At 62.4% G+C, this 21,485-nt stretch carries 19 protein-coding genes and 4 tRNA genes; all 23 read left to right on the top strand.

Features of this window, described 5'->3' with window-relative positions:
* Window positions 1-107: 107 nt before the first annotated feature.
* The 23 genes from AC731_RS11685 (at window position 108) to rpsS (ending at window position 21,485) form a co-directional block, all read left to right on the top strand.
* A tRNA-Tyr gene (locus tag AC731_RS11685) sits at window positions 108-192 on the top strand.
* An 86-nt stretch (window positions 193-278) separates the two neighbouring features.
* Window positions 279-352: transfer RNA gene (locus AC731_RS11680), tRNA-Gly, on the top strand.
* 17 nt (window positions 353-369) lie between these two features.
* Window positions 370-444: transfer RNA gene (locus AC731_RS11675), tRNA-Thr, on the top strand.
* Between the two features lie 85 nt (window positions 445-529).
* Window positions 530-1,720 (top strand): elongation factor Tu, encoded by a 1,191-nt coding sequence (tuf, locus tag AC731_RS11670; protein ID WP_004258139.1) that lies wholly within the window; start codon window positions 530-532, stop codon window positions 1,718-1,720.
* Window positions 1,721-1,777: 57 nt separating this feature from the next.
* Window positions 1,778-1,853 (top strand) — tRNA-Trp (locus tag AC731_RS11665).
* A gap of 24 nt (window positions 1,854-1,877) precedes the next feature.
* Window positions 1,878-2,225: a preprotein translocase subunit SecE gene (secE, locus tag AC731_RS11660; RefSeq protein WP_004258141.1), complete on the top strand. Its 348-nt coding sequence runs from the start codon at window positions 1,878-1,880 to the stop codon at window positions 2,223-2,225.
* A 1-nt stretch (window position 2,226) separates the two neighbouring features.
* Window positions 2,227-2,760, top strand: a complete 534-nt coding sequence (gene nusG, locus AC731_RS11655; protein WP_004258143.1) for a transcription termination/antitermination protein NusG — start codon at window positions 2,227-2,229, stop codon at window positions 2,758-2,760.
* Window positions 2,761-2,891: 131 nt separating this feature from the next.
* Window positions 2,892-3,323, top strand: a complete 432-nt coding sequence (gene rplK, locus AC731_RS11650; protein WP_004258147.1) for a 50S ribosomal protein L11 — start codon at window positions 2,892-2,894, stop codon at window positions 3,321-3,323.
* A gap of 2 nt (window positions 3,324-3,325) precedes the next feature.
* The gene (rplA, locus tag AC731_RS11645; RefSeq protein WP_048706223.1) at window positions 3,326-4,024 is read left to right on the top strand and encodes a 50S ribosomal protein L1; all 699 of its coding nucleotides are present in this window, start codon (window positions 3,326-3,328) and stop codon (window positions 4,022-4,024) included.
* 266 nt (window positions 4,025-4,290) lie between these two features.
* On the top strand, window positions 4,291-4,791 hold the full coding sequence (rplJ, locus tag AC731_RS11640) for a 50S ribosomal protein L10 (RefSeq protein WP_048706220.1): 501 nt from the start codon (window positions 4,291-4,293) through the stop codon (window positions 4,789-4,791).
* 65 nt (window positions 4,792-4,856) lie between these two features.
* A complete protein-coding gene (gene rplL, locus AC731_RS11635; protein WP_004258155.1) occupies window positions 4,857-5,231 on the top strand; it encodes a 50S ribosomal protein L7/L12 in 375 nt (124 codons plus the stop codon).
* A 196-nt stretch (window positions 5,232-5,427) separates the two neighbouring features.
* Window positions 5,428-9,561, top strand: a complete 4,134-nt coding sequence (rpoB, locus tag AC731_RS11630; protein WP_048706217.1) for a DNA-directed RNA polymerase subunit beta — start codon at window positions 5,428-5,430, stop codon at window positions 9,559-9,561.
* Window positions 9,562-9,647: 86 nt separating this feature from the next.
* A complete protein-coding gene (gene rpoC / locus AC731_RS11625; protein ID WP_048706216.1) occupies window positions 9,648-13,862 on the top strand; it encodes a DNA-directed RNA polymerase subunit beta' in 4,215 nt (1,404 codons plus the stop codon).
* 133 nt (window positions 13,863-13,995) lie between these two features.
* The gene (gene rpsL, locus AC731_RS11620; protein ID WP_004258162.1) at window positions 13,996-14,373 is read left to right on the top strand and encodes a 30S ribosomal protein S12; all 378 of its coding nucleotides are present in this window, start codon (window positions 13,996-13,998) and stop codon (window positions 14,371-14,373) included.
* A gap of 33 nt (window positions 14,374-14,406) precedes the next feature.
* Window positions 14,407-14,877, top strand: coding sequence for a 30S ribosomal protein S7 (gene rpsG / locus AC731_RS11615; RefSeq protein ID WP_004258166.1), 471 nt, complete (start codon window positions 14,407-14,409; stop codon window positions 14,875-14,877).
* Window positions 14,878-14,985: 108 nt separating this feature from the next.
* Complete coding sequence (gene fusA / locus AC731_RS11610) at window positions 14,986-17,085, top strand: elongation factor G (RefSeq protein WP_048706214.1); 2,100 nt, start codon at window positions 14,986-14,988, stop codon at window positions 17,083-17,085.
* 30 nt (window positions 17,086-17,115) lie between these two features.
* Window positions 17,116-18,306: an elongation factor Tu gene (gene tuf / locus AC731_RS11605; protein ID WP_004258139.1), complete on the top strand. Its 1,191-nt coding sequence runs from the start codon at window positions 17,116-17,118 to the stop codon at window positions 18,304-18,306.
* Window positions 18,307-18,369: 63 nt separating this feature from the next.
* Complete coding sequence (rpsJ, locus tag AC731_RS11600) at window positions 18,370-18,681, top strand: 30S ribosomal protein S10 (protein WP_004258173.1); 312 nt, start codon at window positions 18,370-18,372, stop codon at window positions 18,679-18,681.
* Window positions 18,682-18,793: 112 nt separating this feature from the next.
* Complete coding sequence (gene rplC / locus AC731_RS11595) at window positions 18,794-19,432, top strand: 50S ribosomal protein L3 (protein ID WP_048706211.1); 639 nt, start codon at window positions 18,794-18,796, stop codon at window positions 19,430-19,432.
* 10 nt (window positions 19,433-19,442) lie between these two features.
* Window positions 19,443-20,063, top strand: a complete 621-nt coding sequence (gene rplD / locus AC731_RS11590) for a 50S ribosomal protein L4 (protein WP_004258181.1) — start codon at window positions 19,443-19,445, stop codon at window positions 20,061-20,063.
* Window positions 20,060-20,365 carry a 50S ribosomal protein L23 gene (rplW, locus tag AC731_RS11585; RefSeq protein WP_004258188.1) on the top strand — a complete coding sequence of 102 codons (306 nt, stop codon included), beginning with the start codon at window positions 20,060-20,062 and terminating at the stop codon, window positions 20,363-20,365. Before rplD ends, rplW begins: the two co-directional genes overlap by 4 nt.
* Window positions 20,366-20,371: 6 nt before the next feature.
* Window positions 20,372-21,199, top strand: a complete 828-nt coding sequence (rplB, locus tag AC731_RS11580; RefSeq protein WP_004258193.1) for a 50S ribosomal protein L2 — start codon at window positions 20,372-20,374, stop codon at window positions 21,197-21,199.
* 10 nt (window positions 21,200-21,209) lie between these two features.
* Entirely contained in the window at window positions 21,210-21,485 is a 276-nt protein-coding gene (gene rpsS, locus AC731_RS11575) for a 30S ribosomal protein S19 (protein WP_004258198.1), read from the top strand.

The raw sequence follows: 21,485 nt of genomic DNA, 5'->3' as shown, positions 1-21,485 counted from the left end.
CCTGAATGGAGCCCCACGAGGACGCAGGCTCGGACTTTTTTGACCTGCGACGCAAAAAGTATTTGACAGGGTAAAGGGTGTCCCCTATAGTGCGGGGCTTCCCGCGTGGAGGGATACCCAAGCGGTCAACGGGATCAGACTGTAAATCTGACGGCTCAGCCTTCGAAGGTTCGAATCCTTCTCCCTCCACCAGTAATACTTAACGTCAGGTGCGCACATGGCGCGGTTGGCGTGGCGGTTGTAGTGAATCGACTGCGGTTTGTTTTGCAGTGGCAGGCGCGGGTGTAGCTCAATGGTAGAGCAGAAGCCTTCCAAGCTTACGACGAGGGTTCGATTCCCTTCACCCGCTCCAGATGTGCTGTTTTCGGCGCCCTTGTAGCTCAGTGGTAGAGCACTCCCTTGGTAAGGGAGAGGCCACGTGTTCAATCCACGTCAAGGGCACCACTCATTTTCTGCCTGGCCTGGCGCGGCGGCCAACACGATTGGGCGCCGCACTGGTTTTTCTGGTTCTGATTTTAAGGATAGCGATATGGCTAAGGGTAAGTTTGAGCGGACGAAGCCGCACGTCAACGTCGGTACCATCGGTCACGTTGACCACGGCAAGACTACGCTGACCGCAGCGATCACCACGATCCTGTCGAAGAAGTTCGGTGGCGAAGCGAAGGGCTACGATGCGATCGACAGCGCGCCGGAGGAGAAGGCGCGCGGCATCACCATCAACACCTCGCACGTCGAGTACGAGACCGCGACGCGCCACTATGCGCACGTTGACTGCCCGGGTCACGCGGACTACGTCAAGAACATGATCACCGGCGCGGCCCAGATGGACGGTGCGATTCTGGTGTGCTCGGCCGCTGACGGCCCGATGCCGCAGACCCGCGAGCACATCCTGCTGGCGCGTCAGGTCGGTGTGCCGTACATCGTCGTGTTCCTGAACAAGTGCGACATGGTCGACGACGAAGAACTGCTCGAGCTGGTCGAGATGGAAGTGCGCGAGCTGCTGTCGAAGTACGACTTCCCGGGCGACGACATTCCCATCGTCAAGGGTTCGGCACTGAAGGCGCTCGAAGGCGACCAGTCCGACATCGGCGAGCCGGCGATCATGCGCCTGGCCGAAGCGCTGGACAGCTACATCCCGACCCCGGAGCGCGCGATCGACAAGCCGTTCCTGCTGCCGATCGAAGACGTGTTCTCGATCTCGGGCCGCGGTACCGTGGTGACCGGTCGTGTCGAGCGTGGCATCGTCAAGGTTGGCGAGGAAATCGAAATCGTCGGCATCAAGCCCACGGTCAAGACCACCTGCACCGGCGTGGAAATGTTCCGCAAGCTGCTGGATCAGGGTCAGGCCGGTGACAACGTCGGCGTGCTGCTGCGCGGCACCAAGCGTGAAGATGTCGAGCGCGGTCAGGTGCTGTGCAAGCCGGGTTCGATCACCCCGCACACCCACTTCACCGGCGAGATCTACGTGCTGTCGAAGGAAGAAGGTGGTCGTCACACGCCGTTCTTCAACAACTACCGTCCGCAGTTCTACTTCCGTACGACGGACGTGACCGGTTCGATCGCGCTGCCCGAGGGCACCGAGATGGTCATGCCGGGCGACAACGTGTCGATCACCGTCAAGCTGATCGCCCCGATCGCCATGGAAGAAGGTCTGCGCTTCGCGATCCGCGAAGGCGGCCGTACCGTCGGCGCCGGCGTCGTCGCCAAGATCATCGAGTAAGACTCGCTGATCGATGCAGGGCGCATCCGTGCGGGTGCGCCTTGTAGTCTCTGCTGCAGGGGTATAGCTCAATTGGCAGAGCGTCGGTCTCCAAAACCGAAGGTTGGGGGTTCGATTCCCTCTGCCCCTGCCATAATTTTCCGGGTGGTTTTCCGTAATGGCCGATAAGTTGAAGTTCGCGCTGGCTCTGGCTCTGCTGGCGGCCGGTGTTGTCGGCTTCTATCTGCTTTCCGAGCAGCCGCTCGTGTTGCGTGTGCTGTCCGTCCTGGCGGGCGTGGCGGCGGGCGTGGCTGTCGCGTGGTTCTCCGAACCGGGTCGCCGTTTCGTCGAGTTCGCGCGCGAAGCAATCACCGAGACCAAGAAGGTTGTCTGGCCGAGTCGCAAGGAAACGGTTCAGACGACGGGTCTCGTGTTTGCGTTTGTCGTCTTGATGGCGATTTTCCTGTGGCTGACCGACAAGAGCCTGGAATGGGTTCTTTACGATCTCGTTCTGGGTTGGAAGTGATATGACGAAGCGTTGGTACGTGGTGCATGCCTATTCCGGCTTCGAGAAGTCGGTGCAGCGCGCGCTCATCGAGCGCGTGAATCGTGCGGGCGTGCAGGATTCCTTCGGCCAGATCCTGGTTCCGGTCGAAGAGGTCGTCGAGATGAAGGGCGGCCAGAAAAGCATTACCGAGCGCAAGTTCTTCCCGGGCTACGTCCTCGTCGAGATGGAAATGAACGACGAGACCTGGCACCTCGTGAAGTCGACGCCAAAGGTCACCGGCTTCGTGGGTGGGACGGCCAACAAGCCGGCCCCGATCTCCGAGAAGGAGGTCGAAAAGATCATGCAGCAGATGCAGGAAGGCGTCGACAAGCCGCGTCCGAAGGTGCTGTTCGAGATCGGCGAGGTCGTGCGCGTGAAGGAAGGTCCGTTTACGGACTTCCATGGCTCGGTCGAAGATGCGAACTACGAGAAGAACAAGCTGCGCGTTTCGGTGACCATTTTTGGTCGCGCGACGCCGGTGGAACTGGATTTCACCCAGGTCGAAAAGACCTGAGTGCAAGAGCGGCAGGCCTGAGGGCCTGCCGTAGCCTGTTGACGCGCACCTCCGTGTGCGCCATCAGGCGTGCATCGCGAGGAGCGCCGGGGAATCCGGTGCGCTAGCACTCATCATAGGAGCAAGCCGCAATGGCAAAGAAAATCATTGGCTACATCAAGCTGCAGGTGCCGGCCGGCAAGGCCAACCCCAGCCCCCCGATCGGTCCGGCGCTGGGTCAGCGCGGCCTGAACATCATGGAATTCTGCAAGGCCTTCAATGCCAAGACTCAGGGCATGGAGCCGGGTCTGCCGATTCCGGTGGTGATCACCGCCTTCGCCGACAAGTCCTTCACCTTCATCATGAAGACGCCGCCGGCGACCGTGTTGATCAAGAAGGCCGCCGGTCTGCAGAAGGGTTCGGCCAAGCCGCACACCGACAAGGTGGGCTCGCTGACCCGTGCGCAGGTCGAGGAAATCGCAAAGGCGAAGATGCCTGATCTGACCGCTGCCGATATGGACGCTGCCGTGCGCACGATCGCCGGTTCCGCCCGCAGCATGGGCATCACTGTGGAGGGCCTGTAATCATGGCGAAACTGTCCAAGCGAGTTCAGGCGCTGCGCGCCAAGGTTGACCGCAATCAGGCTTACCCCGTCGCCGAAGCGCTGGCGCTGGTGAAGGAGTGCGCCACCGCCAAGTTCGACGAATCGATCGACATCGCCGTGAATCTCGGCGTCGATGCACGTAAGTCCGACCAGGTGGTGCGCGGTTCCGTGGTGCTGCCCGCCGGTACCGGCAAGAGCGTTCGCGTGGCCGTGTTCGCCCAGGGCGACAAGGCTGAAGCCGCGCGTGCCGCCGGTGCGGAAGTCGTCGGTTTCGACGACCTCGCCGAGCAGATCAAGGCTGGCAACCTCAACTTCGACGTCTGCATCGCAACGCCGGACGCCATGCGCGTTGTCGGTCAGCTGGGTCAGATCCTGGGTCCGCGCGGCCTGATGCCCAACCCCAAGGTTGGCACCGTGACCATGGACGTCGCCACGGCCGTGAAGAACGCCAAGGCCGGCCAGGTCCAGTACCGCACCGACAAGGCGGGTCTCGTGCACGCCACCATCGGTCGCGCCTCCTTCGGCGTCGACGCGCTGCAGCAGAACCTGTCCGCTTTCGTCGATGCGCTGGTCAAGGCCAAGCCGGCTGCTGCCAAGGGTGTCTACCTGCGCCGCATCGCGGTGTCGAGCACCATGGGTGCCGGCGTCCGCGTCGAGCCGAGCAGCGTCAACGCCGCTTGATGATGTGCTCGCTGCCTGTCTTTCAGGCAGGCGGCAACAGAACTTTGGGCCGTGCCGCCGTTTCGACGTCGGCACGGATCGTCAAAGACCGCAGGTGCGGGAGGGGTCGTTGACCAACCGTCTAATCGTCCCAGGACGGCCTGCGCAGATGGTGTGCCCAGAACAGGATTATGGCTGTGACCCAGCCCCGCTCCTGATCCAGGTCGCCGTAGGTGCGAGTCGCGCTGTTTGCGATTCGCGTGTTGACTTGATAGGAGGAAAGACCTGTGGGTCTCAATCTTGATGACAAGAAAGCCGTAGTGGCTGAGGTGTCGGCACAAGTGGCCAACGCACAGTCGATCGCGGTGGCCGAGTACCGCGGTATCGAGGTGGGTGATCTCACCGCGCTGCGTGCAAAGGCTCGCGACGCTGGTGTGTATCTGCGTGTGCTGAAGAACACCCTGGTCCGTCGTGCGATCGCCGGTACCCCGTTCGAGGGTCTGGCTGATCAACTGACCGGTCCGCTGATCTATGGCATCTCGACCGATCCGGTCGCTGCTGCCAAGGTGCTGAACGACTTCGCCAAGGGCAACGACAAGCTTTCGCTCAAGGCCGGTTCCTACGCGGGCAAGACGCTCGACAAGGCCGGCGTGCAGGCGCTCGCTTCGATCCCGAGCCGCGAAGAGCTGCTGTCCACCCTGCTGGGTGTCATGCAGGCGCCGGTGTCGGGCTTCGCCTGCGCCATGGCCGCTCTCGCCAAGAAGCGCGAAGAAGAAGCCGCTGCCTGAGCGCGGTGATCTTCGACCAGTTCGCACAAGCAATCTGAACATTCTAGATTTTTGGAGTTTTTGACATGGCAATCACCAAAGAAGACATCCTCGAAGCCGTTGGCGCGATGACCGTTATGGAACTGAACGACCTGGTCAAGGCGTTCGAAGAGAAGTTCGGTGTGTCCGCCGCCGCGATGGCCGTGGCCGCTCCGGGCGCTGGCGCTGCCGCTCCGGCCGCCGAAGAGAAGACCGAATTCGACGTCGTGCTCACCGCCGCCGGCGACAAGAAGGTCGAGGTCATCAAGGTCGTCCGCGCTGCCACCGGCCTGGGTCTGAAGGAAGCGAAGGATCTGGTCGACGGCGCGCCGAAGACCGTGAAGGAAGGCGCTTCGAAGGCCGACGCCGACGCGCTGAAGAAGCAACTGGAAGACGCTGGCGCCAAGGTCGAAATCAAGTAATATTCGGCTTTCCAGCGGGGCTGGCACTCTCAGGAGTGCCAGCCCTTTCGTGCTTTGTATCAAAGCTTGCGACCCATCTGGGCAGGCAAGCCGAGTCCGAAGCCAGAGCAGAGCGTTTGCGGGCCGCACGGCGGCTTGAAGTCATGCGGACGCTGTGTTCTGTCTTTCCGATGTTAGCCCTCTAGCCGGAGCATCCATGGCGTATTCCTACACTGAAAAGAAACGTATCCGCAAGAGCTTCGCCAAGCGCGCGGCCGTGCTCGATGCGCCTTTCCTGCTCGCCACCCAGATCGAGTCGTTTGCCGAGTTCCTGCAGGCTGAAACCCTGCCGGAAGCCAGGCGCACCCAGGGCCTGCAGGCGGCCTTTTCCTCGATTTTCCCGATCTCGAGTCATAGCGGCAACGCGCGGCTCGAGTTCGTCCAGTACATGCTGGGCGAGCCTGCCTTCGACGTGAAGGAGTGCCAGCAGCGCGGGCTGACGTTCGCGTCGCCGCTGCGCGCGCGCGTGCGCCTTGTGATCATGGATCGCGAAGCGCCGAAGGAGACCATCAAGGAGGTCAAGGAACAGGAAGTCTACATGGGCGAGATTCCGCTCATGACCACGACCGGTTCCTTCGTGATCAACGGTACCGAGCGCGTCATCGTGTCGCAGCTGCACCGTTCGCCCGGCGTGTTCTTCGAGCACGACCGCGGCAAGACGCACTCGTCGGGCAAGCTGCTGTTCTCCGCCCGCATCATCCCCTACCGCGGCTCCTGGCTCGACTTCGAGTTCGACCCGAAGGACTACCTGTACTTCCGCGTCGATCGCCGCCGGAAGATGCCGGTCACGATCCTGTTGCGCGCCATTGGCATGACGCCGGAAGAGATCCTCGCGACCTTCCACGACTTCGACAACTTCCACCTGCAGGGCGAGGGCGCTCAGTTCGAGCTCGTTCCCGATCGCCTGCGTGGTGAGGTGGCGCGTTTCGACATCGTCACCCCCGATGGCAAGATCATCGTCGCGCGTGACAAGCGCATCACCTCCAAGCATATCCGCGAGATCGACCAGGCCGGGGTCAAGACGATCGGCGTGCCCGACGACTTCGTGCTCGGTCGCGTGATCGCCAACGACATCGCCGATCCCGAGACCGGTGAGGTGCTGGCGCGCGCCAACGACGAGATCACCGAGGACCTGCTCGACAAGCTGCGTCTCGCCGGTGTGACCGAACTGCGTACCCTCTACATCAACGACCTCGATCGCGGTGGCTACATCTCGCAGACCCTGCGTATCGACGAGACCGCTGATCAGTGGGCTGCCAAGGTCGCGATCTACCGCATGATGCGTCCGGGCGAGCCGCCCACCGAAGACGCGGTCGAAGGTCTGTTCAACGGCCTGTTCTACGCCGAGGAGCGTTACGACCTGTCGTCCGTGGGTCGCATGAAGTTCAATCGCCGCGCCTATCCCGAGAAGATCGACGACAAGGCGCCGGGCTGGCTCAAGCGCTTCTACGAGCGCGTCGGCGCCCAGGGCGAAGACGGCCCGGGCGTGCTGGTCAATGAAGACATCCTGGCCGTCATCGGCGTGCTGGTCGAGCTGCGCAACGGTCGCGGCGAGATCGACGATATTGATCACCTCGGCAACCGCCGCGTGCGTTCGGTGGGCGAACTCGCGGAGAACCAGTTCCGCGCCGGCCTGGTGCGCGTCGAGCGCGCGGTCAAGGAGCGTCTGTCGCAGGCCGAGTCGGACAACCTGATGCCGCACGATCTGATCAATGCCAAGCCGATCTCGGCCGCGATCAAGGAGTTCTTCGGCTCGAGCCAGCTGTCGCAGTTCATGGACCAGACCAACCCGCTGTCCGAGATCACGCACAAGCGTCGCGTCTCGGCGCTGGGTCCGGGCGGTCTGACGCGCGAGCGTGCCGGCTTCGAGGTGCGCGACGTGCACCCGACCCACTACGGCCGCGTGTGCCCGATCGAGACGCCGGAAGGCCCGAACATCGGTCTGATCAACTCGCTGGCGGTGTATGCCCGCACCAACCGCCACGGCTTCCTCGAGACGCCGTACCGCAAGGTGGTCGACGGCAAGGTCACCGACCAGATCGATTTCCTGTCGGCGATCGAGGAAGGCCAGTACGTGATCGCGCAGGCGAACGCCGAGATCGACGCCGCCGGCATGCTGGCGGGCGACCTCGTGTCCTGCCGCCACAAGGGTGAGTTCCTGCTGGCGACCTCGGACATGGTCCAGTACATGGACGTTGCGCCGGGCCAGATCGTATCGGTCGCTGCCTCGCTGATCCCGTTCCTCGAGCACGACGACGCGAACCGCGCGCTGATGGGCGCCAACATGCAGCGCCAGGCCGTGCCCTGCCTGCGTCCGGAGAAACCGCTGGTCGGTACCGGCATCGAGCGCCGTGTGGCGGTCGACTCGGGCACCGCCGTGCAGGCCACGCGTGGCGGCATCGTCGACTACGTCGATGCGAACCGTATCGTGGTGCGGGTGAACGACGACGAGACCCTCGCGGGTGAAGTCGGCGTCGACATCTACAACATGATCAAGTACACCCGCTCGAACCAGAACACCAACATCAACCAGCGTCCGGTGGTGAAGGTGGGCGATCGCATCGCCAAGGGCGACGTCGTGGCCGATGGGGCCTCGACCGACCTCGGCGAGCTCGCGCTGGGCCAGAACATGCTGGTCGGCTTCATGCCGTGGAACGGCTACAACTTCGAAGACTCGATCCTGATCTCCGAACGCGTGGTCGCCGACGATCGCTTCACCTCGATCCACGTCGAGGAACTGACGGTCGTTGCCCGTGACACCAAGCTCGGACCCGAGGAAATCACCCGCGACATCGCATCGCTGGGCGAGGCGCAGCTGTCGCGCCTGGATGAGTCGGGCATCGTGTACATCGGCGCCGAGGTCGAGGCCGGCGACGTACTGGTGGGCAAGGTCACGCCGAAGGGCGAGACCCAGCTGACGCCGGAAGAGAAGCTGCTGCGCGCGATCTTCGGCGAGAAGGCGTCCGACGTGAAGGACACCTCGCTGCGCGTACCCTCGGGCATGGTCGGCACCGTCATCGACGTGCAGGTCTTCACCCGCGAAGGCATCGAGCGCGACAAGCGCGCGCAGTCGATCATCGACGACCAGCTGCGCAGCTTCAAGACCGACCTCGCCGACCAGATGCGCATCGTCGAACGCGACGCGTTCGCCCGTATCAAGCGCATGATCCTGGGCCAGAAGGCCAATGGTGGTCCGAAGAAGCTCGCCAAGGGCGCCGTGCTGACCGAGGAGTACCTCGACTCGCTCGAGTTCTACCACTGGTTCGACATCCGCATGGCCGACGAGACGCTGGCGACCCAGCTCGAAGCGGTGCGCGAGGGCCTGGAGAACACCCGCAAGGACTTCGATCAGGCTTTCGAGATCAAGAAGAAGAAGCTCACCCAGGGCGACGAACTGCCCCCGGGCGTGCAGAAGATGGTCAAGGTGTACCTGGCCGTCAAGCGTCGCCTGCAGCCGGGTGACAAGATGGCCGGCCGTCACGGTAACAAGGGTGTCGTGTCGAAGATCGTCCCGGTCGAGGACATGCCCTACATGGAAGACGGCACGCCGCTGGACATCGTGCTGAACCCGCTGGGCGTTCCGTCGCGGATGAACATCGGCCAGATCCTCGAGACGCACCTCGGCTGGGCGGCGAAGGGCCTGGGCCAGCAGATCGACAAGATGATGCAGGCCAAGGCGTCGGCCGACGAGCTGCGCGGCTTCATGGACCAGATCTACAACGGCAGCGGCAAGGCCGAGGACATCGCCGGCCTCAGCGACGACGAAGTGCTGGATCTCGCAGGCAACCTGAAAAAGGGCGTGCCCTTCGCGACTCCGGTGTTCGACGGTGCCAAGGAATCCGAGATCGAGCAGATGCTCGAATTGGCCGGCCTGCCGGTCCGCGGTCAGGTCACGCTGTTCGATGGCCGTACCGGCGAGGCCTTCGAGCGCAAGGTGACGGTGGGCTACAAGCACGTGCTCAAGCTGCACCACCTGGTCGATGACAAGATGCACGCGCGTTCGACCGGCCCGTACTCGCTCGTCACCCAGCAGCCGCTGGGCGGCAAGGCGCAGTTCGGTGGCCAGCGCTTCGGTGAGATGGAAGTTTGGGCGCTGGAGGCGTACGGTGCGGCCTACACGCTGCAGGAAATGCTGACGGTCAAGTCCGATGACGTGACCGGCCGGACCAAGGTGTACGAAAACATCGTCAAGGGCGAGCACAAGATCGATTCCGGCATGCCGGAGTCCTTCAACGTGCTGGTGAAGGAAATCCGTTCGCTCGCGATCGACATCGATCTCGACCGCAAATAAGCGCATCCGATTCCTTCCCGATAACCCGCCTGCGATTGAATCCCGGGGCCGCCGCACACGATGCGGCGGCCCGGATGGAGTGATAGATGAAAAGCCTGCTCGCTGATCTGTTCAAGCAAACCCTGCCGAACGAGGAAGAGTTCGATGCGATCACCATCGGCCTCGCCTCGCCCGACAAGATCCGCACCTGGTCCTACGGCGAAGTCAAGAAGCCGGAAACCATCAACTACCGCACCTTCAAGCCTGAACGCGATGGTCTGTTCTGCGCCAAGATCTTCGGCCCGGTCAAGGATTACGAGTGCCTGTGCGGCAAGTACAAGCGCCTCAAGCACCGCGGCGTGATCTGCGAGAAGTGCGGGGTCGAAGTGACCCTGTCGAAGGTGCGCCGTGAGCGCATGGGCCACATCGAACTGGCCTCACCGGTCGCCCACATCTGGTTCCTGAAGAGCCTGCCGAGCCGTCTCGGCATGGTGCTCGACATGACCCTGCGCGACATCGAGCGCGTCCTGTACTTCGAAGCCTTCGTCGTCGTCGAGCCGGGCATGACCCCGCTCAACCGCGCTCAGCTGCTGACCGAAGACGACTACCTCGCCAAGGTCGAGGAGTACGGTGACGATTTCGACGCCGTGATGGGCGCCGAGGGCATCCGCGAACTGCTGCGTACGCTCGACGTGAACCTCGAGGTCGAGAAGCTGCGTGGCGACCTGGAAACCACCAACTCCGAAGCCAAGATCAAGAAGTTCTCGAAGCGCCTGAAGGTGCTTGAGGCCTTCCAGCAGTCCGGCATCAAGCCCGAGTGGATGGTGCTGGAAGTGTTGCCGGTGCTGCCGCCCGACCTGCGTCCGCTCGTGCCGCTGGACGGTGGCCGCTTCGCCACCTCCGACCTGAACGACCTGTATCGCCGCGTCATCAACCGTAACAACCGCCTCAAGCGCCTGCTCGAGCTCAAGGCGCCCGACATCATCGTGCGTAACGAAAAGCGCATGCTGCAGGAAGCCGTCGACTCGCTGCTCGACAACGGCCGCCGCGGCAAGGCGATGACCGGCGCCAACAAGCGCCCGCTGAAGTCGTTGGCCGACATGATCAAGGGCAAGGGTGGCCGTTTCCGCCAGAACCTGCTCGGCAAGCGCGTCGACTACTCGGGCCGTTCGGTGATTACCGTGGGCCCGCAGCTCAAGTTGCACCAGTGCGGCCTGCCCAAGCTGATGGCGCTGGAACTGTTCAAGCCCTTCATCTTCAACAAGCTCGAGCTGATGGGGCTGGCTACGACCATCAAGCAGGCCAAGAAGATGGTGGAGTCGCAGGAGCCGGTGGTGTGGGACATCCTCGAAGAGGTGATCCGCGAGCATCCGGTGCTGCTGAACCGCGCACCGACGCTGCACCGTCTTGGCATCCAGGCTTTCGAGCCGGTGCTGATCGAAGGCAAGGCAATCCAGCTCCACCCGCTGGTCTGCGTCGCGTTCAACGCCGACTTCGACGGCGACCAGATGGCCGTCCACGTCCCGCTGTCGCTCGAGGCGCAGATGGAAGCGCGTACGCTGATGCTGGCTTCCAACAACGTGCTCTCGCCTGCCAACGGTGAGCCGATCATCGTGCCGTCGCAAGACATCGTGCTCGGCCTGTACTACGCGACCCGTGAGGGCGTGAATGTGCCGGGCGAAGGCATGCTGTTCGCCGACGTGGCGGAGGTCAAGCGCGCCTACGAATCCGGCCAGATCGCGCTGCATGCGCGCATCACCGTTCGTCTGAAGGAGGCCGATCTTGGCCCCAACGGCGAGCGCATCGAGAAGATCAACCGCTACGAGACGACCGCCGGCCGCGCGATCCTGTCGGAGATCCTGCCGGCAGGCCTGCCGTTCAGCGTCATCGATAAGCCGCTGAAGAAGAAGGAGATCTCGAAGCTGATCAACGCCTCCTTCCGCCGCTGCGGACTGCGCGCGACGGTGATCTTCGCCGACCAGCTGATGCAGTTCGGCTACCGGCTGGCGACGCGTGCCGGTCTGTCGATCGCGGTCAAGGACATGCTGGTGCCGACCGCCAAGCACGATCTGATCCGTGCAGCCGAAGCCGAGGTCAAGGAGATCGCCCAGCAGTACACCTCCGGTCTGGTGACCGATGGTGAGCGCTACAACAAGGTCGTGGATATCTGGGGGCGCTGCGGCGACCAGGTCGCCAAGGCGATGATGGAGCAGCTCGGCACCGAGGAAGTGGTCAACCGCGAAGGCAAGACCGTCCGCCAGGAGTCGTTCAACTCGATCTACATGATGGCCGACTCGGGCGCACGCGGTTCCGCGGCGCAGATCCGACAGCTGGCCGGCATGCGTGGCCTGATGGCCAAGCCGGACGGCTCGATCATCGAGACGCCGATCACGACGAACTTCCGCGAAGGCCTGAACGTTCTGCAGTACTTCATCTCGACGCACGGCGCCCGTAAGGGTCTGGCCGACACCGCGCTGAAGACCGCGAACTCGGGTTACCTGACGCGTCGTCTGGTCGATGTCACGCAGGATCTGGTGGTCATCGAGGACGATTGCGGCACGCGTGACGGTTTCGCGATGAAGGCGCTGATCGAGGGCGGTGAAGTCGTCGAGCCGCTGCGTGAGCGCATCCTGGGCCGTGTTACGGCGGAGGACGTCGTGAATCCCGATACGCAGGAAACCGCGATCGAGGCGGGCAGCCTGCTCGACGAGAATGCGGTCGACCTGATCGAGAGCCTGGGTGTAGACGAGGTCAAGGTGCGTACGCCGCTGACCTGCGAAACGCGCTACGGCCTGTGTGCCAAGTGCTATGGCCGCGACCTCGGCCGCGGTTCGATGGTCAACGCCGGTGAGGCGGTGGGCGTCATCGCCGCGCAGTCGATCGGCGAGCCGGGCACCCAGCTGACCATGCGAACCTTCCACGTTGGTGGTGCGGCCTCGCGGGCTGCGGCTGCCAGCGGCGTCGAAGCCAAGTCCGGCGGCACGATCCGTTTCGCCGGCAACATGCGCTACGTCTCCAACGCCAAGGGCGAGAAGGTCGTCATCGCGCGCTCGGCCGAGGTCGTGGTCGCCGACGACATGGGGCGCGAACGCGAGCGTCACAAGCTGCCCTACGGCGCAATGCTGCTGGTCGACGACGGCGCGACCGTCAAGGCGGGCACGCAACTCGCCACCTGGGACCCGCATACCCGTCCGATCGTGACCGAGTATGCTGGTACCGTGAAGTTCGAGAACGTCGAGGAAGGCGCGACCGTCGCCAAGCAGATCGACGAAGTGACCGGCCTGTCGACGCTGGTGGTCATCGACTCGAAGCGGCGTTCCAGCACCGGCAGCACCAAGGGTGTGCGTCCGCAGGTCAAGCTGCTGGACGACAACGGCGAAGAGGTCAAGATCGCAGGTACCGATCACGCCGTGGCGATCACCTTCCAGGTCGGTTCGCTGATCACCGTGAAGGACGGCCAGCAGATCGGCGTCGGTGACATCATGGCGCGTATTCCGCAGGAGTCTGCAAAGACGCGCGACATCACCGGTGGTCTGCCGCGCGTGGCGGAACTGTTCGAAGCACGCGCACCGAAGGATGCCGGCCTGCTGGCGGAGTACACCGGTACGGTGTCCTTCGGCAAGGAAACCAAGGGCAAGCAGCGTCTCGTCATCACCGAGCCCGACGGCACGGCACACGAGTTCCTGATCCCGAAGGACAAGCACCTGATGGTCCACGATGGCCAGGTGGTGAACAAGGGCGAGCTCATCGTCGACGGCCCGGCCGACCCGCACGACATCCTGCGCCTGCAGGGGATCAGCGAGCTGGCGCGCTACATCATCGATGAGGTGCAGGACGTCTATCGTCTGCAGGGTGTGAAGATCAACGACAAGCACATCGAGGTGATCGTGCGCCAGATGCTGCGGCGCGTGGTCATCACCGATCCGGGCGACACCCGCTTCATCCGCGAGGAGCAGGTCGAGCGTTCGGAAGTGCTGGACGAGAACGACCGCATGGAAGCCGAAGGCAAGCTGCCGGCGCAGTACGAGAACGTGCTGCTCGGTATCACCAAGGCTTCGCTGTCGACCGACTCCTTCATCTCCGCGGCGTCCTTCCAGGAGACGACGCGCGTGTTGACCGAGGCGGCGATCATGGGCAAGCGCGACGAACTGCGTGGCCTGAAAGAAAACGTGATTGTCGGCCGTCTGATCCCGGCTGGTACGGGTCTCGCCTACCACCGCAGCCGCAAGGCGCAGGAGCAAGGCATGGATCTGGGGGCCGAACACGCTTGGGCGCCTGTCGAAGCTTCGAGCGAAACACAGCAGGACATCGAGGCCAGTTGACTTTTTCTGTCGTCTCGGAATAAACTCCGGCCTCTTTTTGTGGACTGACCAATCGTAGTCAGTCGCAGCCGGAATAATCCGCCCGAGGCGGCCCGTGGTGGGCTGCCTCGGTTTTTTGGGAAATTCTTAAGCTATGCCAACAATCAATCAGCTTGTCCGCAAGCCGCGCCAGATGGAAGCTTCGAAGAGCAAGGTTCCTGCCCTGGAAGCTTGTCCTCAGAAGCGTGGTGTGTGCACCCGCGTCTATACCACGACCCCGAAGAAGCCGAACTCGGCGCTGCGTAAGGTCGCCAAGGTCCGCCTGACCAATGGTTTCGAGGTCATCTCGTACATCGGTGGTGAAGGTCACAACCTGCAGGAGCACTCGGTTGTTCTGATTCGGGGTGGTCGTGTCAAGGACTTGCCGGGTGTGCGTTACCACATCGTTCGCGGCTCCCTCGACTTGCAGGGTGTCAAGGATCGTAAGCAGTCGCGCTCCAAGTACGGCGCGAAGCGTCCGAAGAAAGCCTGATTGTTGGCCTAAGAAATTTAGCGAGAGGTTGTCATGCCGCGTCGTCGTGAAGTACCCAAGCGCGAAGTCCTGCCCGATCCGAAGTTCGGTAGCCAGGACGTTTCGAAGTTCATTAACGTGATCATGCAGTCGGGCAAGAAGTCCGTTGCCGAGCGCATCGTCTATGGTGCGTTCAATCACATCACGTCAAAGTCCAGCAAGGATCCGCTGGAAGTGTTTGCCGCTGCCGTTGGCAACGTGAAGCCGGTGGTCGAGGTCAAGAGCCGTCGCGTCGGTGGTGCCAACTACCAGGTGCCGGTCGAAGTGCGTCCGTCGCGCCGCATGGCGCTGTCGATGCGCTGGCTGCGCGAGGCTGCGCGCAAGCGTGCCGAGAAGTCCATGGCCCAGCGTCTCGCTGGTGAGCTGCTCGAGGCTGCTGAAGGCCGCGGCGCCGCCATGAAGAAGCGCGAGGAAGTTCACCGCATGGCTGAAGCCAACAAGGCGTTCTCGCACTTCCGCTTCTGATTCTGGTCGGTGGCGGTAACTCGGGCCCTGTATAGGGCTCGATTGTTTTCTAACGCAAGAAATTCGTTGATCGCGTCTACGGCGCGCATAACAGAAGGCAGGTATAACGTGGCTCGCAAGACACCCATCGAGCGCTACCGCAACATCGGTATCTCCGCTCACATTGACGCCGGCAAGACGACTACGACCGAGCGTATCCTCTTCTACACCGGCGTGAGCCATAAGCTCGGTGAGGTGCATGATGGTGCAGCGACCACCGACTGGATGGTGCAGGAGCAGGAGCGTGGCATCACCATCACGTCCTCTGCAGTGACCTGCTTCTGGAAGGGCATGGATCGCTCGCTTCCTGAGCACCGTTTCAACATCATCGACACCCCGGGCCACGTCGACTTCACCATCGAAGTCGAGCGCTCGATGCGCGTCCTTGATGGCGCTTGCATGGTGTACTGCGCCGTGGGTGGTGTGCAGCCGCAGTCGGAAACCGTGTGGCGTCAGGCGACCAAGCACCGGGTGCCGCGCCTTGCCTTCGTGAACAAGATGGACCGGTCGGGTGCGAACTTCTTCAAGGTCGTCGACCAGATGAAGACGCGCCTCAAGGCCAATCCGGTTCCGGTGGTCATCCCGATCGGGGCCGAGGATAGCTTCACGGGTGTCGTCGATCTTCTGAAGATGAAGGCGATCATCTGGGACGAAGCGTCCCAAGGCATGAAGTTTGAGTATCACGAGATCCCGGCCGAGTTGATGGCGACCGCGGAAGAGTGGCGCGCCAGCATGATCGAGGCGGCAGCCGAGGCCAGCGAGGAACTGATGAACAAGTACCTCGAGGAAGGCGAACTGTCCGAAGACGAGATCGTTGCCGGTCTGCGTGCCCGTACGCTCGCGTGCGAAATTCAGCCGATGCTTTGCGGTACCGCATTCAAGAACAAGGGTGTGCAGCGCATGCTGGATGCGGTTATCCAGTACCTGCCGTCGCCGATCGACATTCCGCCTGTGGCCGGTGTTGATGACGATGACAAGGAAGTGGTTCGCTACGCCAAGGATGACGAGAAGTTCTCGGCGCTCGCGTTCAAGCTGATGACCGACCCCTTTGTCGGTCAGCTGACCTTCATCCGCGTTTATTCGGGCGTGCTCGAGTCGGGCTCCACCGTCCTGAACTCGATCAAGGGCAAGAAGGAACGGATTGGCCGCATCCTCCAGATGCACGCCAATGATCGTGAAGAGATCAAGGAAGTGCTGGCGGGAGACATCGCGGCCGTGGTCGGCCTGAAGGATGTCACCACCGGCGAGACGCTGTGTGACGTGTCGGCGCCTGTCATCCTCGAGCGCATGGTTTTCCCGGACCCGGTGATCCACGTCGCCGTCGAGCCGAAGACCAAGAGCGACCAGGAGAAGATGGGTCTGGCGCTGTCGCGACTCGCGGCCGAAGATCCGTCGTTCCGCGTGCGCACGGACGAAGAGTCCGGGCAGACCATCATCTCGGGTATGGGTGAGCTTCACCTCGAGATCATCGTCGACCGCATGAAGCGTGAATTCAACGTCGAAGCCAACGTCGGTGCGCCGCAGGTGGCTTATCGCGAGACGATCCGCAAGGCCGCGAACGACGTCGAAGGCAAGTTCGTCAAGCAGTCGGGCGGCCGTGGTCAGTACGGTCACGTGGTCATCAACCTCGAGCCGGCGGAGCAGGGCAAGGGTTACGAGTTCGTCGATGCCGTCAAGGGTGGCGTGGTTCCGCGCGAGTACATCCCGGCGGTCGACAAGGGCATCCAGGAAACGCTCAACAACGGCATTCTGGCGGGCTTCCCGGTGGTCGACGTCAAGGTCACGCTGCACTTCGGTTCGTACCACGACGTGGACTCGAACGAAAACGCGTTCAAGATGGCCGGCTCGATGGCTTTCAAGGAAGCAATGCGTCGCGCCAGCCCCGTGCTGCTCGAGCCCATGATGGCAGTCGTGGTCGAGACTCCGGAAGACTACATGGGTAACGTCATGGGCGACCTGTCGGGTCGTCGTGGCATCGTCCAGGGCATGGATGACATCCCGGGCGGAATGAAGGAAGTCAAGGCCGAGGTGCCGCTTGCGGAAATGTTCGGCTACGCTACCCAGCTGCGCTCGCTGACCCAGGGTCGCGCAACCTACTCGATGGAGTTCAAGCACTATGCTGAAGCTCCGAAGAGCGTTGCCGAAGCCGTCATCAGCAGCCGTAAGTAATCAACACACTCAACTCAAGGACTCACGAACATGGCAAAGGGTAAGTTCGAACGTACCAAGCCGCACGTGAACGTCGGCACCATCGGCCACGTTGACCACGGCAAGACCACGCTGACCGCGGCGATCACCACGATCCTGTCGAAGAAGTTCGGTGGCGAAGCGAAGGGCTACGATGCGATCGACAGCGCGCCGGAAGAGAAGGCGCGCGGCATCACCATCAACACCTCGCACGTCGAATACGAGACCGCGACGCGCCACTACGCGCACGTTGACTGCCCGGGTCACGCGGACTACGTCAAGAACATGATCACCGGCGCGGCCCAGATGGACGGTGCGATTCTGGTGTGCTCGGCCGCTGACGGCCCGATGCCGCAGACCCGCGAGCACATCCTGCTGGCGCGTCAGGTCGGTGTGCCGTACATCGTCGTGTTCCTGAACAAGTGCGACATGGTCGACGACGAAGAACTGCTCGAGCTGGTCGAGATGGAAGTGCGCGAGCTGCTGTCGAAGTACGACTTCCCGGGCGACGACATTCCCATCGTCAAGGGTTCGGCACTGAAGGCGCTCGAAGGCGACCAGTCCGACATCGGCGAGCCGGCGATCATGCGCCTGGCCGAAGCGCTGGACAGCTACATCCCGACCCCGGAGCGCGCGATCGACAAGCCGTTCCTGCTGCCGATCGAAGACGTGTTCTCGATCTCGGGCCGCGGTACCGTGGTGACCGGTCGTGTCGAGCGTGGCATCGTCAAGGTTGGCGAGGAAATCGAAATCGTCGGCATCAAGCCCACGGTCAAGACCACCTGCACCGGCGTGGAAATGTTCCGCAAGCTGCTGGATCAGGGTCAGGCCGGTGACAACGTCGGCGTGCTGCTGCGCGGCACCAAGCGTGAAGACGTCGAGCGCGGTCAGGTGCTGTGCAAGCCGGGTTCGATCACCCCGCACACCCACTTCACCGGCGAGATCTACGTGCTGTCGAAGGAAGAAGGTGGCCGTCACACGCCGTTCTTCAACAACTACCGTCCGCAGTTCTACTTCCGTACGACGGACGTGACCGGTTCGATCGCGCTGCCCGAGGGCACCGAGATGGTCATGCCGGGCGACAACGTGTCGATCACCGTCAAGCTGATCGCCCCGATCGCCATGGAAGAAGGTCTGCGCTTCGCGATCCGCGAAGGTGGCCGTACCGTCGGCGCCGGCGTCGTCGCCAAGATCATCGAGTAAGACTCGATTTGGGCGGAGCTTCGCGGCTCCGCCTTCCGCTCTTTTCGCTCTTTAGGAAAAACCATGCAGAACCAGAAAATCCGCATTCGTCTGAAAGCTTTCGACTACCGCCTGATCGACCAGTCGGCCCTCGAGATCGTTGAAACCGCCAAGCGCACCGGCGCCGTGGTTCGTGGTCCCGTTCCGCTGCCGACCCGCATCGAGCGCTTCGACCTGCTGCGCTCGCCGCACGTCAACAAGTCGTCGCGTGACCAGATGGAAATCCGCACTCACCAGCGCCTGATGGACATCATCGATCCGACCGACAAGACGGTCGATGCGTTGATGAAGCTGGATCTTCCGGCGGGTGTGGATGTCGAGATCAAGCTTCAGTAAGTGATCCCTGCTTGCAGAAGTTTCGAGTAGGCCGGTATAATCCGGCCTTTGTGCCTTTTGGCGCATTAATTGTGACCCCCGGTCAATCGCAACCGGGATTCAGGAGAAAAAAATGAGTCTAGGCCTTGTTGGACGCAAGGTCGGCATGACTCGCATCTTCGCAGAGGATGGTCGTACCATCCCGGTGACGGTGCTTGACGTGTCGGACAATCGTGTGTCCCAGATCAAGACGGTTGAGACCGACGGTTATGCCGCGGTGCAGGTCGCTTATGGTAAGCGTCGCGCCAGCCGCATCACCAAGCCGGTTGCAGGCCATCTGGCCAAGGCGGGTGTCGAGCCCTGCCGCGGCATGAAGGAATTCCGCATCGCTGAAGATCAGGTTGCCGCCTTCAATGCGGGTGATGTGATCAAGGCTGACCTGTTCCAGGTCGGTCAAAAGGTTGATGTGACGGGTGTGACGATCGGTAAGGGCTTTTCGGGTCCGATCAAGCGTCACAACTTCTCGTCGAACCGTGCCTCTCACGGTAACTCCATCTCGCACAATTCGCCGGGTTCGATCGGTATGGCGCAGGATCCGGGTCGTGTCTTCCCGGGTAAGCGCATGGCTGGTCAGTACGGCAATGTGCAGCGCACGACCCAGGGTCTGGAGATCGTTCGCGTGGATGTCGAGCGTCAGCTGCTGCTGGTGAAGGGTGCAGTGCCGGGTTCGAAGGGCGGCGACGTGGTCGTTTGCCCGGCGGTCAAGGCCTAAGGAGCGCGGAATGGAACTGAAACTCTTGAATGATCAGGGTCAGGCCGCGTCGACGCTGGAAGCGTCGGATGTGCTGTTTGGTCGTGACTACAACGAAGCGCTGGTGCACCAGGTCGTGACCGCCTACATGGCGAATGCGCGCTCGGGTAACCGCAAGCAGAAGGGCCGCTCGGAGATCGCCAAGTCGACCCGCAAGCCCTTCCGCCAGAAGGGTACGGGCAATGCGCGTGCCGGTATGGCCTCGAGCCCGCTGTGGCGCGGGGGCGGCAAGATCTTCCCGAATACGCCGGACGAGAACTTCAGCCAGAAGGTCAACCGCAAGATGTATCGCGCCGGCGTGGCGGCGATCCTCTCGCAGCTGGCGCGTGAAGATCGTCTCGCGATCGTGGATAGCTTCAGCGTCGAGGCGCCGAAGACTCGTCTGTTGTCGCAGAAGCTGAAGGGTATGGGCCTGGATTCCGTCCTGGTCATCACCGACGAAATCGACGAGAACCTGTTCCTGTCTTCGCGCAACCTGCACCAGGTTCTGGTGTTGGAAGTCAACGAAGCGGATCCGGTGTCGCTGGTGCGTTTCCCGAAGGTGCTGGTCACCAAGGGTGCGCTGGCGAAGATGGAGGAAGCGTGGCAATGAGCGCGATCAGTCAGGAACGTCTGCTGCAGGTGCTGCTCGCCCCGCAGATCTCCGAGAAGGCGACTTTCGTCGCCGACAAGAATGAGCAGGTGGTGTTCAAAGTCGCCGCCGATGCAACCAAGCCCGAAGTGAAGGCGGCCGTAGAGGCACTCTTCAAGGTCGAGGTCAAGTCGGTGCAGGTCTTGAACGTCAAGGGCAAGAGCAAGCGCTTCGGCAAGACCATGGGTCGTCGCAAGGACTGGAAGAAGGCTTTTGTGTGCCTGAAGCCCGGCCAGGAAATCAACTTTGCGGCTGGGGAGTGATAGATCATGGCAATCGTAAAACTCAAGCCTACCTCTGCCGGCCGTCGCGCCCAGGTCAAGGTTGTCAATCCAGACCTCTACAAGGGCCGTCCGGTTGCGTCCCTGGTCGAGAAGCAGAGCAAGAACGCCGGTCGTAACAACAACGGTCGTATTACGGTGCGCCACCAGGGTGGTGGTCACAAGCAGCACTATCGCCTGGTTGACTTCCGTCGGAACAAGGACGGCATCCCGGCGAAGGTCGAGCGTATCGAGTACGACCCGAACCGTTCGGCGCACATCGCACTGCTGTGCTACGCCGATGGCGAGCGTCGCTACATCATCGCTCCGCGTGGCGTCGAAGTCGGTCAGCAGCTGCTGAGCGGCGCCGAGGCCCCGATCAAGCCGGGCAATGCCCTGCCGATCCGCAACATCCCGGTCGGTTCGACGATTCACTGCATCGAGATGACGCCGGGCAAGGGCGCCCAGATCGCACGCGCTGCCGGTACTTCGGTTCAGCTGCTCGCGCGTGAAGGTGCATACGCTCAGCTCCGTCTGCGCTCGGGCGAAATCCGCCGCGTGCATGTCGAGTGCCGTGCCACCATCGGCGAAGTCGGCAACGAAGAGCATGGCCTGCGCAAGATCGGCAAGGCGGGTGCGAATCGCTGGCGTGGTATTCGCCCGACCGTTCGCGGCGTGGCGATGAACCCGGTCGATCACCCGCACGGTGGCGGCGAAGGCCGCACCGGTGAGGCTCGCGAGCCGGTCAGCCCGTGGGGTACGCCTGCCAAGGGTTATCGCACCCGCAGCAACAAGCGCACCGACAACATGATCGTGCAGCGTCGTCATAAGCGTTAAGGGGTAAAAGATGGCACGTTCTATCAAGAAAGGCCCGTTCATCGACGCGCACCTCCTGAAGAAGGTCGACGCGGCTCGGACGAGCAACGACAAGCGCCCGATCAAGACCTGGTCGCGTCGCTCCACGATCCTGCCCGACTTCATCGGTCTGACGATTGCCGTGCATAACGGCAAGCAGCACATTCCCGTGTTCGTGACCGAAAACATGGTCGGCCACAAGCTGGGTGAGTTCGCGCTGACGCGTACCTTCAAGGGTCACGCCGCCAGCAAGAAGGCCAAGCGCTAA

This window comes from Thauera humireducens, from assembly GCF_001051995.2.
Classification (GTDB): domain Bacteria; phylum Pseudomonadota; class Gammaproteobacteria; order Burkholderiales; family Rhodocyclaceae; genus Thauera; species Thauera humireducens.
Note: the sequence above shows the minus strand (reverse complement) of the source record. Positions and strands in the feature narration are given on the sequence as shown.

Bases quoted from the DNA above. Each gene is read 5' to 3' on its own strand.
- rplC (WP_048706211.1), top strand. From the start codon at position 18,794: ATGAGTCTAGGCCTTGTTGGACGCAAGGTCGGCATGACTCGCATCTTC.
- rpsJ (WP_004258173.1), top strand. From the start codon at position 18,370: ATGCAGAACCAGAAAATCCGCATTCGTCTGAAAGCTTTCGACTACCGC.
- rplL (WP_004258155.1), top strand. From the start codon at position 4,857: ATGGCAATCACCAAAGAAGACATCCTCGAAGCCGTTGGCGCGATGACC.
- rpsG (WP_004258166.1), top strand. From the start codon at position 14,407: ATGCCGCGTCGTCGTGAAGTACCCAAGCGCGAAGTCCTGCCCGATCCG.
- rpsL (WP_004258162.1), top strand. From the start codon at position 13,996: ATGCCAACAATCAATCAGCTTGTCCGCAAGCCGCGCCAGATGGAAGCT.
- rplW (WP_004258188.1), top strand. From the start codon at position 20,060: ATGAGCGCGATCAGTCAGGAACGTCTGCTGCAGGTGCTGCTCGCCCCG.
- tuf (WP_004258139.1), top strand. From the start codon at position 530: ATGGCTAAGGGTAAGTTTGAGCGGACGAAGCCGCACGTCAACGTCGGT.
- secE (WP_004258141.1), top strand. From the start codon at position 1,878: ATGGCCGATAAGTTGAAGTTCGCGCTGGCTCTGGCTCTGCTGGCGGCC.
- nusG (WP_004258143.1), top strand. From the start codon at position 2,227: ATGACGAAGCGTTGGTACGTGGTGCATGCCTATTCCGGCTTCGAGAAG.
- rplB (WP_004258193.1), top strand. From the start codon at position 20,372: ATGGCAATCGTAAAACTCAAGCCTACCTCTGCCGGCCGTCGCGCCCAG.
- rplA (WP_048706223.1), top strand. From the start codon at position 3,326: ATGGCGAAACTGTCCAAGCGAGTTCAGGCGCTGCGCGCCAAGGTTGAC.
- tuf (WP_004258139.1), top strand. From the start codon at position 17,116: ATGGCAAAGGGTAAGTTCGAACGTACCAAGCCGCACGTGAACGTCGGC.
- rplK (WP_004258147.1), top strand. From the start codon at position 2,892: ATGGCAAAGAAAATCATTGGCTACATCAAGCTGCAGGTGCCGGCCGGC.
- rpoC (WP_048706216.1), top strand. From the start codon at position 9,648: ATGAAAAGCCTGCTCGCTGATCTGTTCAAGCAAACCCTGCCGAACGAG.
- rpsS (WP_004258198.1), top strand. From the start codon at position 21,210: ATGGCACGTTCTATCAAGAAAGGCCCGTTCATCGACGCGCACCTCCTG.
- rpoB (WP_048706217.1), top strand. From the start codon at position 5,428: ATGGCGTATTCCTACACTGAAAAGAAACGTATCCGCAAGAGCTTCGCC.
- rplD (WP_004258181.1), top strand. From the start codon at position 19,443: ATGGAACTGAAACTCTTGAATGATCAGGGTCAGGCCGCGTCGACGCTG.